General features: G+C 42.1%; 19 protein-coding genes. 14 read left to right on the top strand and 5 right to left on the bottom strand.

The window, feature by feature from the left end:
* Positions 1-6: 6 nt before the first annotated feature.
* The 9 genes from secY to FTU22_RS03180 all read left to right on the top strand — a co-directional run bounded on the left by secY (position 7) and on the right by FTU22_RS03180 (position 7,019).
* The gene (gene secY / locus FTU22_RS03220; protein WP_171263746.1) at positions 7-1,326 is read left to right on the top strand and encodes a preprotein translocase subunit SecY; all 1,320 of its coding nucleotides are present in this window, start codon (positions 7-9) and stop codon (positions 1,324-1,326) included.
* A gap of 20 nt (positions 1,327-1,346) precedes the next feature.
* On the top strand, positions 1,347-1,463 hold the full coding sequence (rpmJ, locus tag FTU22_RS03215; RefSeq protein WP_000867907.1) for a 50S ribosomal protein L36: 117 nt from the start codon (positions 1,347-1,349) through the stop codon (positions 1,461-1,463).
* Between the two features lie 107 nt (positions 1,464-1,570).
* Positions 1,571-1,927: a 30S ribosomal protein S13 gene (gene rpsM / locus FTU22_RS03210; protein WP_078189269.1), complete on the top strand. Its 357-nt coding sequence runs from the start codon at positions 1,571-1,573 to the stop codon at positions 1,925-1,927.
* Positions 1,928-1,946: 19 nt separating this feature from the next.
* Entirely contained in the window at positions 1,947-2,333 is a 387-nt protein-coding gene (rpsK, locus tag FTU22_RS03205) for a 30S ribosomal protein S11 (RefSeq protein WP_001040166.1), read from the top strand.
* 12 nt (positions 2,334-2,345) lie between these two features.
* Complete coding sequence (gene rpsD / locus FTU22_RS03200) at positions 2,346-2,972, top strand: 30S ribosomal protein S4 (RefSeq protein WP_078192454.1); 627 nt, start codon at positions 2,346-2,348, stop codon at positions 2,970-2,972.
* A 17-nt stretch (positions 2,973-2,989) separates the two neighbouring features.
* Entirely contained in the window at positions 2,990-3,997 is a 1,008-nt protein-coding gene (locus FTU22_RS03195; RefSeq protein ID WP_004650465.1) for a DNA-directed RNA polymerase subunit alpha, read from the top strand.
* 18 nt (positions 3,998-4,015) lie between these two features.
* Entirely contained in the window at positions 4,016-4,381 is a 366-nt protein-coding gene (rplQ, locus tag FTU22_RS03190; protein ID WP_005012953.1) for a 50S ribosomal protein L17, read from the top strand.
* Positions 4,382-4,597: 216 nt separating this feature from the next.
* A complete protein-coding gene (locus FTU22_RS03185) occupies positions 4,598-6,088 on the top strand; it encodes an NAD(P)/FAD-dependent oxidoreductase (protein WP_180092980.1) in 1,491 nt (496 codons plus the stop codon).
* 133 nt (positions 6,089-6,221) lie between these two features.
* Entirely contained in the window at positions 6,222-7,019 is a 798-nt protein-coding gene (locus FTU22_RS03180; RefSeq protein WP_373886238.1) for an alpha/beta fold hydrolase, read from the top strand.
* Positions 7,020-7,063: 44 nt separating this feature from the next.
* On the opposite strand, the gene FTU22_RS03175 is transcribed toward FTU22_RS03180, so the two are convergent.
* Positions 7,064-8,236 (bottom strand): acyl-CoA dehydrogenase family protein, encoded by a 1,173-nt coding sequence (locus FTU22_RS03175; protein WP_180092978.1) that lies wholly within the window; start codon positions 8,234-8,236, stop codon positions 7,064-7,066.
* A 181-nt stretch (positions 8,237-8,417) separates the two neighbouring features.
* Here FTU22_RS03175 and FTU22_RS03170 point away from each other — a divergent pair, with 181 nt between their 5' ends.
* The 5 genes from FTU22_RS03170 (at position 8,418) to FTU22_RS03150 (ending at position 13,663) form a co-directional block, all read left to right on the top strand.
* Positions 8,418-8,675 carry a succinate dehydrogenase assembly factor 2 gene (locus FTU22_RS03170; RefSeq protein WP_078189264.1) on the top strand — a complete coding sequence of 86 codons (258 nt, stop codon included), beginning with the start codon at positions 8,418-8,420 and terminating at the stop codon, positions 8,673-8,675.
* Entirely contained in the window at positions 8,668-9,054 is a 387-nt protein-coding gene (locus FTU22_RS03165; protein WP_111885419.1) for a hypothetical protein, read from the top strand. Before FTU22_RS03170 ends, FTU22_RS03165 begins: the two co-directional genes overlap by 8 nt.
* A 519-nt stretch (positions 9,055-9,573) precedes the next feature.
* Positions 9,574-10,656, top strand: coding sequence for a hypothetical protein (locus FTU22_RS03160; protein ID WP_180092976.1), 1,083 nt, complete (start codon positions 9,574-9,576; stop codon positions 10,654-10,656).
* 41 nt (positions 10,657-10,697) lie between these two features.
* Complete coding sequence (rrtA, locus tag FTU22_RS03155; protein WP_180092974.1) at positions 10,698-11,270, top strand: rhombosortase; 573 nt, start codon at positions 10,698-10,700, stop codon at positions 11,268-11,270.
* Between the two features lie 191 nt (positions 11,271-11,461).
* Positions 11,462-13,663, top strand: coding sequence for a TRAP transporter large permease subunit (locus FTU22_RS03150; RefSeq protein WP_180092972.1), 2,202 nt, complete (start codon positions 11,462-11,464; stop codon positions 13,661-13,663).
* Between the two features lie 88 nt (positions 13,664-13,751).
* On the opposite strand, the gene FTU22_RS03145 is transcribed toward FTU22_RS03150, so the two are convergent.
* The 4 genes from FTU22_RS03145 to FTU22_RS03130 form a co-directional block, all read right to left on the bottom strand.
* The gene (locus FTU22_RS03145; RefSeq protein ID WP_180092970.1) at positions 13,752-14,630 is read right to left on the bottom strand and encodes a DMT family transporter; all 879 of its coding nucleotides are present in this window, start codon (positions 14,628-14,630) and stop codon (positions 13,752-13,754) included.
* Positions 14,631-14,696: 66 nt separating this feature from the next.
* Complete coding sequence (locus FTU22_RS03140; RefSeq protein WP_180092968.1) at positions 14,697-15,134, bottom strand: hypothetical protein; 438 nt, start codon at positions 15,132-15,134, stop codon at positions 14,697-14,699.
* Positions 15,135-15,150: 16 nt separating this feature from the next.
* On the bottom strand, positions 15,151-15,360 hold the full coding sequence (locus FTU22_RS03135) for a YheV family putative zinc ribbon protein (protein WP_171256675.1): 210 nt from the start codon (positions 15,358-15,360) through the stop codon (positions 15,151-15,153).
* Positions 15,361-15,400: 40 nt separating this feature from the next.
* Positions 15,401-17,440, bottom strand: a complete 2,040-nt coding sequence (locus FTU22_RS03130; RefSeq protein WP_180092966.1) for a M3 family metallopeptidase — start codon at positions 17,438-17,440, stop codon at positions 15,401-15,403.
* Positions 17,441-17,487: the final 47 nt, after the last annotated feature.

The raw sequence follows: 17,487 nt of genomic DNA, 5'->3' as shown, positions 1-17,487 counted from the left end.
AACATGATGAAAGGCCAGCCTTTTCATGTGAAATATCGTGAAATTATCCGCCGTATGATGTTCCTCATCGGGGCGTTGTTGGTTTTTCGACTGGGAGCACATATTCCAGTACCGGGCATTAACAATGCCGCACTAGAGAATCTGTTTAATGCAAACCAAGGTACGATCCTTGGTTTGTTTAACATGTTCTCAGGTGGTGCATTAGAGCGTATGTCAATTCTTGCTCTTGGGATTATGCCGTATATCTCTGCATCGATTATTGTGCAGTTAATGTCTACGGTTGTTCCTTCGCTGGAAGCTTTAAAGAAAGAAGGCGAACAAGGTAAGCGTAAGATCAATCAATATACGCGACAAGGCACATTGTTTCTTGCACTTGTGCAAGCTGTTGGGATGTGTGCAGGTCTGATTAGTCAAAATATTACTTTGACTAGTGGACTTGCTTTTTACGTTCCTGCTGTAACTTCTTTAGTTGCAGGTACAATGTTCCTGATGTGGTTAGGTGAGCAAATTACAGAGCGTGGAGTAGGGAATGGTATTTCCATGATCATCTTCGCTGGTATTGTTGCTGGTTTGCCGAACTTGGTTCTGCAATCTTTAACCTCAGTAGATAATGGCCAATCAAGTTTAATTGGTCTTGCAATTTTTGCATTGCTGTCTGTTGCAGTGTTAGCAGCAATTGTGTTTATTGAGAAGGCGCAGCGTCGTATTCCGGTAAACTATGCTCAAAAACAACAAGGTCGTCGTGTATTTACTGCCCAGCAAACACATTTGCCATTAAAAATTAATATGGCGGGTGTGATTCCTGCAATTTTTGCTAGTTCATTGCTATTGTTCCCAGCGAGCTTAGGGCAATGGGTAGGCAGTGCAGATCCAAATGCTGGCGTGATTAAACGTGGCCTACAAGATTTGGCACTCGTATTGTCGCCGGGTCAACCGATGTATTTGGTGCTATTTGGTGCATTAATTATCTTCTTCTGTTACTTCTATACTGCGCTAGTATTTAGCCCGAAAGAAGTGTCAGAGAATTTAAAACGTAGTGGTGCTTATGTGCCGGGTATTCGTCCTGGTGAGCAAACTGCACGCTATTTAGATCATATTTTGAATCGTTTGACTTTTATTGGCGCGGTTTATATCACAATCATCTGTTTAATGCCGATGATTCTACAAAGTTCATTTGGAATTCCATTTAGCTTAGGTGGTACGTCTTTACTGATCGTAGTGGTGGTGGTGATGGACTTTATGGCTCAGCTTCAAGCTCATCTCACATCGCATCAATATGACAATCAATCGTTAATGCGTAAAACGACTGCTCATCCGAAAGGATAAGCGCACTTAGAGGTTTCATTATGAAAGTTCAAGCTTCTGTAAAGAAAATTTGTGGTAGCTGTAAAGTTATCCGTCGTAATGGGGTTATTCGCGTAATTTGCAGCGCAGAACCTCGTCATAAGCAGCGTCAAGGTTAATCTGATCAAGACCTGTTGATTTCAGTAGGCTAATTAGGTTATTATCCGCCCCTCAAAGATTTTGTCGGGCGGTTGATTATCTTAACTGCCTTTTTGGAGAAAATTGAATGGCTCGTATTGCCGGTGTAAACATTCCGGATAACAAGCATGCTGTTATCTCTCTAACGTACATTTTTGGTATTGGTCGCCACACTGCAAAAGCTATCTTAGCTGCTGCTGGTATTGCACCAACAACTAAAATTCGTGAATTAGATGACGCTCAGCTTGATGCGATTCGTGCAGAAGTTACTAAGGTTCCTACCGAAGGTGATTTACGTCGCGAAATTTCCATGAACATTAAACGTTTAATGGATTTAGGCTGCTACCGCGGTCTTCGTCATCGTCGCAGCTTGCCTGTCCGTGGTCAACGCACCAAAACTAACGCACGTACCCGTAAAGGTCCGCGCAAACCTATTAAGAAATAAGATTTCTGGAAGCTAAAAGATGGCTAAAGATACTCGCACACGCAAGAAGGTCACTCGTACCGTCTCTGAAGGTGTTGCACACATTCACGCTTCTTTTAATAACACCATTGTGACTATTACCGATCGTCAAGGTAATGCACTGGCTTGGGCTACCTCTGGTGGACAAGGCTTCCGTGGATCACGTAAATCAACTCCGTTTGCTGCTCAGGTAGCTGCTGAAGTTGCTGGTAAAGCTGCTTTAGATTACGGTTTGAAAAACTTGGATGTCCTTGTAAAAGGTCCTGGTCCAGGTCGTGAATCTGCGGTTCGTGCTTTAGGTGCAGTGGGTTATAAAATTAACAGCATTACCGATGTGACGCCAATCCCGCACAACGGTTGCCGTCCACCTAAAAAACGTCGCGTGTAAGGAGAAACATTCATGGCTCGTTATATTGGTCCAAAATGCAAACTCTCTCGCCGCGAAGGGACAGACCTGCAATTAAAATCTGGCGTTAAACCATTTGACGTCAAAACAAAAAAAGCTGCTAAAGCACCTGGCCAACATGGTGGCGCTCGTGGCGGCAAACAATCTGAGTACTCACTACAATTACGTGAAAAACAAAAAGTACGTCGTATGTACGGTGTTTTAGAGCGTCAATTTAGTAACTACTACAAAGAAGCTGCTCGTGTTAAAGGCGCAACAGGTGAAAACTTGTTGAAACTTCTTGAAAGCCGTCTAGATAACGTTGTTTATCGCATGGGTTTTGGTTCTACACGTGCAGAAGCTCGTCAGCTTGTATCTCACCGTTCAATCACTTTAAATGGTCGTCGTGTTAACATCGCGTCTATCCAAGTTAAAGCTGGTGACGTTGTTGCGGTTCACGAAGGTGCTAAACAACAATTGCGTATTAAAAACGCAGTTGAGTTAGCGACTCAACGTGGCATTCCATCTTGGATTGAAATTGATCATTCTAAATTGGAAGGTACATTCAAAGCTGCACCAGATCGCTCTGATTTACCTGCTGAAATCAACGAAAGCTTGATTGTAGAATTGTATTCTAAATAATCCTTGAGGTAGCAATAATGACGCGTACTGCAAATGAGTTTCTAACTCCGCAAGCGATTAAGGTCGAAGCGGCAAGCGGGACCTCGGCAAAAGTTATTCTAGAACCATTAGAGCGTGGCTTTGGTCATACTCTTGGTAATGCTTTACGTCGTATCCTTTTGTCTTCTTTACCTGGCGCAGCCGTGGTTGAAGTAGAGATTGAAGGTGTCGAGCACGAGTACAGTACTTTGGAAGGCTTGCAGCAGGACATCGTCGAGCTCTTGCTGAACCTAAAAGGATTGTCTATTAAGCTGTTCGATCAAAATGAAGCTTATCTGACATTGGAAAAACAAGGTCCTGGCGACGTTACAGCCGCTGACCTTCGTTTACCACACAATGTTGAAGTGGTTAACCCTGAACATTTGATCGGTACTTTAAGTGCTTCTGGCTCATTAAAAATGCGCCTGAAAGTTTCTCAAGGTCGTGGTTATGAGACTTCTGATTCACGCTTCCCTGAGGGCGAAACTCGTCCAGTGGGTCGTTTGCAATTAGATGCTTCTTACAGCCCAATCAAACGTGTGTCTTACACAGTGGAAAACGCTCGTGTAGAACAACGTACTGACCTTGATAAATTGATCATTGATCTTGAAACCAACGGTACTGTGGATCCTGAAGAAGCAATCCGCAAAGCGGCAACAATCTTGCAACAACAAATTGCAATTTTTGTTGATCTTCAGAAAGATCAAGCACCAGTTGCTCAAGAGCCTCGTGAAGAAGTTGATCCGATTTTGCTTCGTCCAGTAGATGATCTAGAGCTTACTGTTCGTTCTGCTAACTGTTTGAAAGCAGAAAATATTTACTACATTGGCGATCTTGTTCAACGTACTGAAGTTGAGTTGCTTAAAACTCCTAACTTAGGTAAAAAATCGTTGACTGAGATTAAAGATGTTCTGGCATCGAAAGGCTTGCAATTGGGCATGCGTTTAGAGAACTGGCCACCGGCTAGCCTCCGCATGGACGATCGCTTTGCTTATCGTAGCCGTTAATTAAGTAGGACTATCACCATGCGTCATCGTAATAGTGGTGTGAAATTAGGCCGTACAAGCAGTCATCGTAAAGCGATGTTCCAAAACATGGCTAATTCTTTGTTCGAACACGAGTTAATTAAAACTACTGTTCCTAAAGCAAAAGAATTGCGTCGTGTTGCTGAGCCTTTAATCACTTTAGCTAAAGTCGATTCTGTAGCAAACCGCCGTTTAGCGTTTGCTCGTACTCGTTCAGCTGCAACTGTTGGTAAATTATTTACCGTTCTTGGCCCTCGTTACAAAGAACGTAACGGCGGTTATCTACGTGTTCTTAAAGCGGGCTTCCGTGCAGGTGATGCTGCACCGATGGCTTACGTTGAGCTAGTAGATCGCGAAGTTAACTAATTTCGTGAAGAGCAGCGTACGTTGTTCTAAAAAAGGTCGGTTTTTAACCGACCTTTTTTAATGCCTGCAGTTTTGTGTTGGCTGTATGTTGTTAGACAATTATTCAATTTGTCCTTAAAAGATAAAAATAAATCGCCTTTTGCTTAAACTTGACATTGTGCATTGTCAAAAATGTGATTTAATAAATATAAATCTAAGATAGGTTAAAAGAACAACATGGAAAAACAAGTTGATATTCTCATTGTAGGTGCAGGGATCTCTGGTGTAGGTTTGGCTGCGCATCTTTCAAAAAATTGTCCAAATCGTTCATTTGAAATTATTGAACGTCGTGAAAGTTTCGGTGGAACATGGGACCTTTTTAAATATCCGGGTATTCGTTCTGATTCGGACATGTCAACTTTTGGCTTTAATTTTAAGCCGTGGAAAAAATCTAGTGTGCTTGCAGACGGGCCTTCGATTAAAGGCTACCTTTCTGAAGTGATTGATGAATATAAGATCAAAGAAAAAATTCATTTTCAACATCGTGTTGTGAGTGCAAATTACGACTCACTGACTCGTAAATGGTCTGTTGTTATTGAAGATGCGAAGAAGAAACAACAAACTTGGGTTGCAAATTTCGTCTTTGGCTGTACAGGTTATTATAATTATGACCAAGGGTTCCAACCTGAGTTTAAAGGGCAGGAAAAGTTCAAAGGTACCTTCATTCATCCACAACATTGGCCTGAAAATTTTAATTATGCAGGCAAAAAAGTGGTGATTATTGGCAGTGGAGCAACAGCGATTACCTTGGTACCAGCTATGGCAAAAGGCGGTGCAGGGCATGTGACCATGCTACAGCGTTCTCCAACTTATATTGCCTCAGTACCTTCTATTGACATCATTTATGACAAGATGCGTAAAGTATTACCTGAAGATGTTGCTTATAAACTTACCCGTGCACGGAATATCGGTGTACAGCGGGCTGTTTATGCTGTTGCACAAAAGCAACCTAAATTACTCCGTAAATTTTTATTAAAATCAATTGAGTTGCAGTTGAAAGGTAAAGTGGATATGAAGCACTTTACCCCAGATTACAATCCTTGGGATCAGCGCCTTTGTGTGGTGCCAGATGGTGATTTGTTTAAAATTTTACGCGAAGGCCGTGCATCTGTTGAAACCGATCAAATTGAAAGTTTTACTGAAAATGGCATTCAATTGAAATCAGGTAAACATCTTGATGCAGATGTGGTGATTTCAGCTACAGGTCTCAACATTCAAATTTTAGGCGGCATTAGTGCCACAATCGATGGACAGCCACTGAATACCTCAAAACATATGTTGTACCGTGGTGTTATGGTCAGTGATGTACCCAATATGGCGATGATTATTGGCTATATTAATGCTTCATGGACTTTAAAAGTCGATATTGCTTCTGAATACATCTGTAAATTGATTAACTATATGGATCAAAATGGTTATAACCAAGTGATTCCACAAGGCGATGCGACCGAGTTGTTAGAAGATACCGTAATGGGAAGTTTGACTTCAGGCTATATTGCACGTGCAGCAGATGTGATGCCAAAACAGGGTAAACATGCACCGTGGAAAGTCAGCAATAACTATTTGGCAGATCGTAAAGAATTAAAGCATGCTTCATTTGAAGATGGAGTGCTGAAATTTGAAAAAAAGTCTGATCAAGTGGCGGCTAAACCCAGATTAGTTTCTTAAGTCAGTTACATAAAAAAGGAGCATCATGCTCCTTTTTTTGCTTTAGATGTGTGACTTTAGGGTTTTATTTGATGCGCTTTATTTGTTGAAAAATATATGATGTTGAAAACAAGGAAAAACACACAGGGTTAATGTGAAGAATCAAGAACATTCAGAATTTATAAAATTAAATGCTTATGAGCTATATACCAAAGCTTGGCAGCCTGAAACAGCAGATAAAGATGCAACTTTGGCCCCGATTATATTGATGCATGATTCACTGGGGAGTGTGGATTTATGGCGTGATTTTCCTGCGCAATTGGCTGCTGAGTCTGGCAGAACGGTAATAGCGTATGATCGCTTGGGCTTCGGGAAATCATCAGCGAACCCTGATGCATTAAGTACTGATTTTGTCTATACCGAAGCACAGCAGGGCTTTAAGGCGTTACTTCAACATTATTCTATTCAACAGTTTATCGTGATGGGGCATAGTGTTGGCGGAGGAATGTCTGTGGTCATTGCCAGTGAATATACTGAACAATGTCGAGGTCTGATTACCATATCAGCACAGTATGAAGTAGAAGAACTCACATTATCGGGTATACGTGAAGCTAAAACAGGGTTTGCGCAGCAGGGACAGCTTGAACGCTTGGCTAAATATCATGGGGATAAAGCCCAATGGGTTTTGGATGCTTGGACGGAAACTTGGCTCTCACCGAGTTTTCGTCAATGGAACCTCGAGCATTATGTTGGAAAAGTACAGTGTCCAAGCTTGGTCATACATGGAGAACTGGATGAATATGGGACGACAGCACAAGCTCAGAAACTTTTTTCGGGTATACAAGGCGATACCGAGCTAGAGATTTTGGAAGGGCTTCATCACATGCCGCACAAAGAGCAACCTGCTTTGGTCACTGCACTGATCTGTGATTTTGTGAATGATTTAAGTTGATATCGAAAGAATGTAAAAAGCCCATCTGATGATGGGCTTTGTTGTTATAAAGATCGGGAAATGAGCTCTTTCATAATTTCATTGGTTCCGGCATAGATACGGTTGGCACGATTGTCGATATAAGCGCGAGCAATTGGATATTCAAGCATATAGCCATAGCCACCATACAACTGCAGACATTCATCCACGACTTTGGAAAACATTTCTGAAATTTTGTATTTAGCAGCGGCTGCAGCGTCAATACCGAGCTGTTCCTCAAGTTGTAGTTCCATACAGCGATCTAGATAAGCTCGACAAAAATCGATTTCAGTACGTAGTTCTGCCAATTTAAAACGGGTGTTTTGGAAACTTGATACGGTCTTGCCAAATGCCTTACGTTCTTTGGTGTATTGAACAGTGTGCGCAAAGACTGCTTCTGCACCTGCTTGGCAAATAATCGCAACCAACATGCGCTCCCAAGCCAATTCCTTCATCAGCATCATAAAGCCCATACCTTGCATGCCGAGTAAGTTGCTTTTAGGGACGCGGACATTATCAAAAAACAGTTCACAGGTATCCTGACCTTTCATGCCAATTTTGTTTAAAGGTTTGCCTTTACTAAAACCGACGCGATCTGCTTCGACGATAATTAGCGATAAATTGGCTGAACCTTTTTCACTATTACCTGTCTTGCAGACCACAATTGCCATGTCACATAAATAGCCATTGGTGATAAAGATTTTTGACCCATTAATAATATAGTCATCACCATCTTCTGTAGCGGTTGTGCGTACGGCTTGTAGGTCTGAACCTGTGCCCGGTTCGGTCATTGCAATGGCAGTCACGGTTTCGCCAGATGCCATTTTCGGCAGCCAATGCAACTTTTGTTCTTCATTGCCAAAGTTATGAATGTAATTGGCCACAATGTCGGAGTGCAGTGAAAATCCGGTTGACGAGTCCATGGCATAGGCCTGCTCTTCAATCAGAATCATGCTATAGAGTCGGTCTACACCATAGCCGCCATAAGCTTCGGGCATGGTCGGGCAAAGCAAGCCCATGGCACCCGCTTTATTCCATAAGTCACGGTCAACATGTTGTTGTTTTTCATACTTTTCGATATTGGGCACAACTTCTTTTTCATAAAATTTTCGTACTGTTTCACGAAATGCATCATGTTCTGCATTAAATAATTGACGTGGCAGCATGTTGTTGAGTGGGCGAATCGCTCCAGATTGCATTTTGAATATCCTATTCATTTTTATGGCTTTGTCTCAACTTATAAGATGCAGCGAGTGACTGCAATGTGCAGAACATTCAAAAGCAGGAAATGCGATGAAGCATTCGGTCAATCTGTGAAAACACTCCACTTCAATGGGGTGGATGAGTTACACTAGACGGGTTCAAAGATTGGGGAAGACAATGACTGATGAAATCAGCTTAGAAGAGCGTAAAGTGATCTACCGTGCACGTCGTGGTTTAAAAGAGATTGATGTTTATTTTGATCCCTACGTCAAAAATTACTATTTACAAGCCGATGCAGCTGAAAAAGACATGTTTGCAGAACTCGTTGCTGCAGAAGATCCAGATTTGTTGGATTGGTTTATGGAAGTTAGTGAACCGCCACGTCCTGAATTAAAAACGTTTATTCAAAAATTAAAACATTACGTTCATGGATAATCGGCAATTCAAACTGAAACGCAGTTTTTTATCGCATGCGTTTCAGTTTTTTATTTTTGCGGTATTGATGACGCTGCTTTATCAGTTACTAACGCCCATGCTTTGGGGGATATTTTTTCTCATCGGGCTAGTGGTTTATGTTCTGTTTTTCCGTAAGCATTTACACGTCACCAGTCTAGAATATTTGGATGGAACTGATTGGTCTTTGCAACGACTGAACCGCCCGGTGCAACGCGTTCAAATTAGCCATATTTTGGATCATCAAATGTATATCGTGGTGTATTTTATGCATGCGCGTGCAAAACCGGTGATTATTTGGCGCGATCAATTGTCATTGAAACAGTGGAAATCACTCAAAGTATTGGCCAAAATGATCTAATTGTTAGACAGCCTTATTTTTTAAAATTCAATAAAATACAAATATTTCATTATCTTATCTTGTAGGTAAAATAATCTTGTCTGACAGGATTGGATTTTATTGGCAAAATATTTAAATTGTCAGACAATTTTAAGCTGTGCGGTGATTCTCTGCCTATATATTAGCCTTACCAACAGCCGTTAAAGGAAATCATCATGATGATGCCAACTTGGATGTTTCTGGTAATAGCGATTGTGTTAGCAATTGTTATAGGACGACTAGGAACAGTGCTGAAGGAACAGTTAACTCAAAAATAAGCAGTCAAACGCTTTCACAGTTAATAAGTAGCATGTGCCGAACCGTCGCTATGCTACTTTTTTTTGCCTAAAATTTAGTCTTTGTAAAAAATCAGTCAATTGCATTCAGCGTGATTCATGGCACAGTGTGTCGTTCAAATTAGAGCAAATACTCTTTTATTCATTTTTTGCTTCTGATATGTTTGTCGTGATGGACATAAACACAATTATAGAGGACAGGAAAATGTCGAGCGTCCAAAAAATATGCCAGGGTGTGGCAGTTGTAGCAATAACAAGTACATTATTCGCGGGTTGTTCGCAGGTTGTAAAAACCGGTGCTAATGTTGCACTCGGTTTTACCGAAAAACATATTGTGCCACCCATTTTAGCCATGGAAGATGCTGAAATGGTGTGTAATTCAGGTAATTCATTAACTCCAGCTATTATGGCCACCAAAGATATGGGCGCAGACCCAACACGTGTGGCAGTGTTGATGTATTCAGCAGCAGGGATTTGTGCAGAACAAAAAGCCTTGGATGCAGAGTTACGTTATTTACGTGCATCTAAAGCCAACCAAGTGACCGAAGCACAGGATGCCCGTGTTGAGCAAAAGCGTTGGGCGGCACTTGCGGCACAGCGTCAATATACCGGCTATCAATTATTTCAAGATCGTTTTGAAAAGAAGTATAAGAAAAGTCTAGGTGAAGGCTGTCCAAAAATGAACAGCGACATTGACCAAACAGTGTATATGTTGGGAATGTTAAGTGGCTTACAGGCCATGACCAATGATATTAACTCAGGTGGGGCGGTAAACGTTCCTAAAGACATTGCTGCGATTGTTGAACGCGGTATGGTGTGTCTGAATAATGAAAAATTCTGGGGCGCACCAAATGCAACCCGCGCTGTGATCTGGACGTTATTGCCGGGTGCAGGAGATGGAAAACCTGATCCATACCAAACCTTAAAACAATCGGCGCAAATTGGTGAGCAAAAAGGCGTAAGACTGTCACATGCGTTATATGCAGTTGCTGCACAAGCCAGTGGCGATGATGCGAAAATCCGTGATGCCTTACGTACCTTTGCACAAGCGCGTAGCGATGAAAAACCTGTTAATCCACAATTTAAGCTCATCGATAGTATGGCTGAAAGCATGGTGAAAGGGATTTCAGATCGTTATTGGACTGAACATACAGGCGTTCGTACCAGCGATGATGGTATGGAACATTTCTGGGATGAAAGTGCCAATAGTTCAGAACTCGATGATTTGTTTAGTGGCGATGCTGAAACCAGTAGTGCTACAGAAACGAGTGGCGCTGCAACAAATTAATAAAGCATGTAGTCCAAATGTGAGGTACAGGAGGAGCGAAAATGAAAACACAATTTTTAATTCCGAAAATTGTCTTTCTTGCCGTATTCGTTTCGATCTGTGCCTCGCTACAGGTATTTAAGGACTATTTTATCTACTGGCAAGATGACTTATTTCATGACTTTTGGCGCTTATGGACCGCGCATTGGGTTCACGTCGGTTGGATTCATTTTGCTTTAAATATATTGGCCTTTATCTGCTTACCGTTTATTTTTCCAAGAGTTTCGACGTGGCATTTTGTTGCCATTTTATTGATTTTATCTCCTTTAATCAGTCTAAGTTTCTATTTTTTCCTCCCCGATATTGAAGCCTATGCAGGATTATCTGGTGTCTTGCATGGCGCTTATGTTGCAGTCGCTTGCGTACATTTAATGTATAAGCGGGAGCGAAATTTTGCAGCCTTTGTTCTCTTGCTGATTTTGGCAAAATTGGTGTGGGAAAATACCGTGGGGAACACCGGAACGGCTGAATTAATAGGAAGCCCCGTTTTAGTCGAAGCTCATTTATTGGGGGTGATTTGGGGCATTGTCATCGCCGTGTTTTATCTTATTGGTAATTATTTCTGGGATCGCTAGCGCACTTTAGGTGATTGGGTTGACAAAAAAAACCGAAAAGAAAATACATATTGTCATTTTAATGTTTTGAATATTGATGCAAATTTAAACGTAATAATAAAACAGTTAGGTCAGGGAAAGGAACTTCTCGAGCCGATAAGGAAAAGGATGCTTGGCCCCGCTAGGCTCCAAAATAAAAAATAGGAAGACTCATGCAAAATGATGCACAAAACAGATCCGGCATCGTCGGGCTGTTAAGGTATGTCTGGACAGAATGGATTTCGACTCTAGTCGTGTTGATCTTGCTTCTGCTTACATTGATTATCGGGACAGGGGAGATGATTCATGGTCAGCTTCTGCGTACTGGTGAGCGTTTGTATGGTAATGAAAGCATTGGGATGCAGTATTCATTTTTACGTGCAGAACCGACCAAGCCAGATTGTGACCGCCACCCAGATGTAGATAAAATGGTGCAAACGCAAATGAAAGCCAATGCGGCTGACGAATTTGCTGACATTTTTGGTACAGCATCTGAATCCGATGTACGTGCATCAGTCATGGCAGGTGTACAGCAATGTGAAGAAAAATTCCAATTTTATGACAAAGCAAAAGCTTATTTAGATGAGCATCCAAGTATTCGTACTTATCGTGCGATTGAAACAACATTCTTTGGCATCTTTAAATTTGGTTCTGAAAACCGTGTATTGATTCTTTTACTGATGGTTTTGGTATCTGCTATTACAGCTTCAGTGAAGTTCCATCATATTGGTCTACGTGCGCCAACTACACGCTTGGATTATAAAGTTTATGCTTTATTCATGGCGATTGGTAATGGCCTATTAACCTTCTCGGTGTATAGCCAATTTAATTCAGTCCTGAATTCTGGGGTGAAATCGACCACAGAAACCTTGGCGGTATATTGGTTGTGGCTAGGCCTGTTTGGTATTGTCACCCTCATCAGTATTTATCAGTTCTTTAAACCACCTGCTGCGAAAGAGCCGGGGCCGGGGAATATTGGTTTTGCGCTATTGAGTGTACCGTTATATGCCTTTATGGCGATTATTACGGGTGTGGCGTTTACCTTCTTTATGGACTATCCAATGGGTCAGGGGATTTACCTTGGGCAATTGGTCGAGTTCTCTGGGATTTTCCTGAACCTTGCACTGTTTATTTGGGCCGGAATGTTATTGACCCAAACGCGCGTAATGGATTTGTTCTTGGGGATTTTACGTCCATGGAACTTAGCACCTGAGACTTTGACGTGGTTAATTCTGATTGCTGCGGCGATTCCAACCGCTTATACCGGCGCTTCAGGGATCTTCGTTGTGGCAGCCGGTGCAATTATTTATAAAGAAGTGTGGAACTCTGGCTCTCGTCGTCAGTTCGCACTCGCTGTATCTGCAATGTCAGGTTCCTTAGGTGTGGTCATTCGTCCATGTCTATTGATTATCTTGATTTCGATGCTTGATAGCCGCCATGTCACCTCAGATGAGCTATTTGATCACGGTATCTATGTGTTCTGGCTCACGGCATTCTTGTTCTTGGGTATTTCACTGTTCTTGGCAGAAACACGTTTCCGTGTGGCATCGCCGAAAGTGGCTATTCCGGGCATGCTGAAAGCGTTCATTCCTGTGATTCCGTATATCGTACTGACACTGCTTGTCATTGCTTTCTACAAGTACGGTTTAGATACACAAATGGATGAGTTCACCGCGCCTGTGGTTCTACCGATCATTCTGATTGTTTACATTATGTTTGACCGTTGGTTTGCAGATCGTTTTACTTCGCAAACTGTAGATGCACATGAACAACTCAGCTTACAACATGAGCAAAGTTCTGAGTTCATGCGTGAACATGGTGGACATGGGGCTAACCGTCGTGGTTTCGGTAGTTCAATTTGGTTTGCTTCTTCAGAAACGGTTGGACACATTGGCGCATTAATTATCTTAATGGCCTTGTCGGCAAGTGTCGGCGGTTTGATTGAACGGACAGAAATCGTTGAATTATTACCAACGCATTTGGGCAATATCTATATTTCATTGGCCTTTATCGCATTGTTGTTGGCGATTATTGGTATGACGACAGATCCATTCGGGGCAGTGATTTTGGTTGCAGCAACGATTGCACCAGTAGCTTATGAAAATGGTATTCATCCGATTCACTTCTGGATGATCGTTTTGGTTGCCTTTGAGCTCGGTTATGTTTCGCCACCTGTAGCGCTGAATCACTTATTGACACGACTCTCCGTCGGGGATGAAGAGGTACGGGCAGCAGATGCAGAAGCAAAAGCCCAATACACCAATTTCTATTATCGCTATGAACGTTGGATTTTACCGATCCTTGTATTGTTCCCAGCTTTGGTGATCGTGACTTATGCTCCTTATATTCTGAAACTGTTTGGTTGGTACCAATAAGTTAGTGGTAAGCCATTAAAAAAGCACCTTCGGGTGCTTTTTTTATTGAGTAAGATACTTCGCATTTGATGGTAAATGAATGAGACTATTATGACTTTTTAAACTTATTTTGTAGGATCGGACTACAAAGCAAAATCGCTAAAAATATAAAAGCAAAGCCGAATAGGCTGTAAATATCTGGCAATTCTTGCCACAGTGTAAAGCCCCAAATACCGGCAAAAATAATCGCTATATAGTTGACGGGACCAATTTGACCTGCGGGTGCAAGCTTATAGGCATTGGACATAAAAATTTGACTGATATTGGCCAAAAGCCCCGCTGTAATCAGAAAAGCTAACTCTTTTAAACTATAGGGACGCCAGAGCCAGAACATCGGGATCATGGAAATGAGCGTGCCAAAAAAGCAGAAATAAAACACGATGCGTTCAGGCGGCTCGGTTGCTGTAAGGGCACGGACAGTGACAAATGCCATGGCTGCCAAGAAGCTTGCGGTTAGTCCGATCAGTGATAACTGATTAAACATTCCTGCATCGGGCTTTGCGACGAAGAGCACGCCGATTAAACCAATGACTGCGGCAATGAGCATACTCAGGGTCATTTTTTCTTTTAAAAATAACCATGCAATTAAGGGGATGAAGATCGGCGAGGAATAGGTGAAGACCATGGCATTGGAGAGTTTTAAGTGGGCAATGGCATAAAAAAAGCCATACATTGCCACCAAGCCTACGATTGAACGCCATGTATGCATCCACAGTTTTTCAGTTCTAAAAAATGTGCTGCCTTTTTGCAAAATCAGGGGTAAAAAGATCAATAAGCCAACCGCATTGCGAAAAAAAACGATGGTGGCATTATCTACTGTGTGGGATGCGTAGCGTATACAAACCCCCATGATGGAAAAAAGCAGTGCTGACAGCATGAGAAAGCCAATTGCTTTGGGGATATTTTGTGGCGTTGTAGTAGTGGACATAACAAAAAGGCTAGAAAATCTGATGATATTCTAGCCTATAAGTATGCATGGTGTAGCAGAAGTCGGTTATTTTGCTTGTTGTGCTAACTGGGCTTCGAGTAATTTAATTTGTTCTTCTTTCAGTTTAATCAGCTCATCTGCATCTGAATGTTGCTGTTTTAAGCTTTGCTCCTGATCATTCAATTGTTGTTGAATGTCATCTAATTTGGCAATTTCCTCTTTGGCTAAAGAGGCATTTTCAGGCACAGCTGCATCTAAAATGTCTTCTTCGACCAATTTAAGGGTTTCAGTCTCTGCGACAGGGACTGATGCTTCAGTTTCAGATTGGACAGGGGTTGCAACAGGCGGTTTAGCCGGTGCAGCGACCATTTCTTCTTGAAGCGCAGATTTATCTGCTGTACTGCTGCTTAACCATTGATATGCAAAAAAGATAGCAATCAATAACGTTAAGCCCCCAATGATTCCAACTAACAATTTTGGATTATGTCTTTGATCTTCTGTCATTGCTTGACCTTAATTTTTATTTAGGCTGACGTGGCTTAAATTGGATCACACCGATATCGTCTGGCACGGCGGGTTGTTCAGGTTGATCGACATGAGTCGGTCGATTTTCACTGTAACCACAATCAATGCATTCGATCCATTCGTCTTCGCCAGAGGTCAGCATGACAACCCGGTCCATCGCTTGGCATTTTGGACATTTTGCACCTGCAATGAAGCGTCGTTTAATGGTCATCATACTTACCTTGAATCTAACTAAGGTCCCTAGTTTAAGCGTTTTTAGATGCGTTCGTCCAACCTTGATGACGCAGCAAAGCATCTATTTTTGGCTCGCGTCCGCGGAAATTGATAAATGCGTCAAGTGCCGTATCTTTTCCGCCAACTGCTAGAATAAATTGTCTAAACGACTTGCCAGTCGAAGTATTAAAAATTCCTTCATTTTCGAATCGGTCGAAGGCATCACTTGCCAAAACCTCTGCCCATTTGTATGAATAATAGCCAGCAGCGTAACCACCTGCGAAGATATGACTGAAACCATGTTGGAAACGGTTGTACGAAGTGGTGGGTGCAACTGCATATTTTTGACGAATCTCATCTAAGGTTTTTTGGATGCCTGTAGCGTCCAAAGCAGGGTTGGCCTTATGGATATTTAGGTCAAACATGGCAAATTCAATTTGACGTAATGTTTGCATCCCAGACTGGAAGAAACGCGCATCTTGTAATGCTTTTAGCAGATCGGCTGGTAATGTTTGTTTTGATTCGATATGTTCACTGAGCAAATCTAAACTTTCTTGATCCCAAGTCCAAAATTCCATGAATTGACTTGGTAGCTCTACTGCATCCCACGCCACGCCATGTGTACCAGCCACAGCAATATTATCGACTTCAGTGAGCATGTGATGTAAGCCATGACCAAATTCGTGGAACAGCGTCGTTACTTCATCATGGGTAAGTAAAGCAGCTTGCTCACCGACAGATGGGGTAAAGTTGCAGACCATGTAGCAAATTGGTTTTTGCAGACCATTTTCAGTTTGCATGCGTGAACGGAAGCCGCTCATCCATGCGCCGCCACGTTTACCGCTTCGTGCATACAGGTCAAAGTAAAAACCGCCAATCACGCTGCCTTGATCTTCAAGTTCAAAGTAACGTGCATCGGGATGCCAAACAGGCGCTTCACGCTCGATCACATTGATGCCATAGAGACGATTTACAATGCTGAACAAGCCTTGAATAATTTTAGGTGCAGGGAAGTAGGGCTTCAGGTCTTCTTGTGACAAATTAAACTGTTGAACTTTGAGTTTTTCTGAATAGAAAGTGGCATCCCACGGTTGCAACTCAGTGATACCGTCTTGCGCTGCAATGGCTTTCAGTTCAGCGATTTCTTTCTCTGCTGGCGCACGCGCATGTTCTGCCAGTTCAATCAGGAACTGATCTACAGTTGCCACATCGGGTGCCATTTTGCTTGCCAAGGACAATTCAGCGTAATTGTTAAAACCAAGCAGGCTAGCCATTTCCTGACGTAGTTTCAAGATTTCTTCCATGACCGCTGTATTATCAAATTCAGCAGAGTCTGCCTGATCAGAAGCACGTGTGGTATAGGCTTTATAGAGTGCTTCACGCACTTCGCGGTCTTCTGCATAGGTCATAATGGCAATATAAGACGGGAAGTCGAGTGTGGCTACAGCCTGTTCGAGTTCGCGTTGCTGACCATATTGTTTCAGAAGTTCAATACTGCCTTGAGGTAGTCCTTTGAGCTGCGCTTCAGTTAAAGGTTTGAAGTAGGCTTGGGTGGCATCCAATACGTGATTGGAAAAGTCTGATGATAACTGTGAAAGTCGTGCAGATATTTCTGCATAGCGTTTTTTCGCTTCACCTTCTAAGGCTACGCCTGAAAGTTTAAAATCTCGTAACGCAAGTTTAATCGCGCTTTGCTGTGCTGCAGGAAGCGTGTCGAATACACTGTTGTCATGTACATGCTGATACGTTTGATACAACACTGTATGTTGACCTAGCTGCGTATAGTACTCACTCAGGCTGGGTAATAAAGATTGGTAGAGCTCTCGAGTTTCAGCATTATTCATCACGGCGTTCAGATGCGACAGCACGCCCCAAGCTTCACTCATATTATTTTCAAGATCATCGACCTGTTCTAAAGTATTCAGTTGTTTTTGTACCGAATCTGGAACAACTGTCAGTTCATTTAGAAATTGTTGACCGTGTTGAATCGCATTTTGAATTTTTTCTTTGAGTTGATCTAAGGTAATTTGATCAAATTGAGGAACGGGCAAAGTTGCCTTTTCTAAAGTCATATTTTCTACTTCATATAAATCCTGAGTTATTTATAGATGTAGGGTTT

Source organism: Acinetobacter sp. YH12076 (genome assembly GCF_013419525.1).
In the GTDB taxonomy this organism is placed as follows: domain Bacteria; phylum Pseudomonadota; class Gammaproteobacteria; order Pseudomonadales; family Moraxellaceae; genus Acinetobacter; species Acinetobacter amyesii.
The sequence above is the reverse complement of the archived record's forward strand: the minus strand, read 5'-3'. Positions and strand labels throughout refer to the sequence as shown.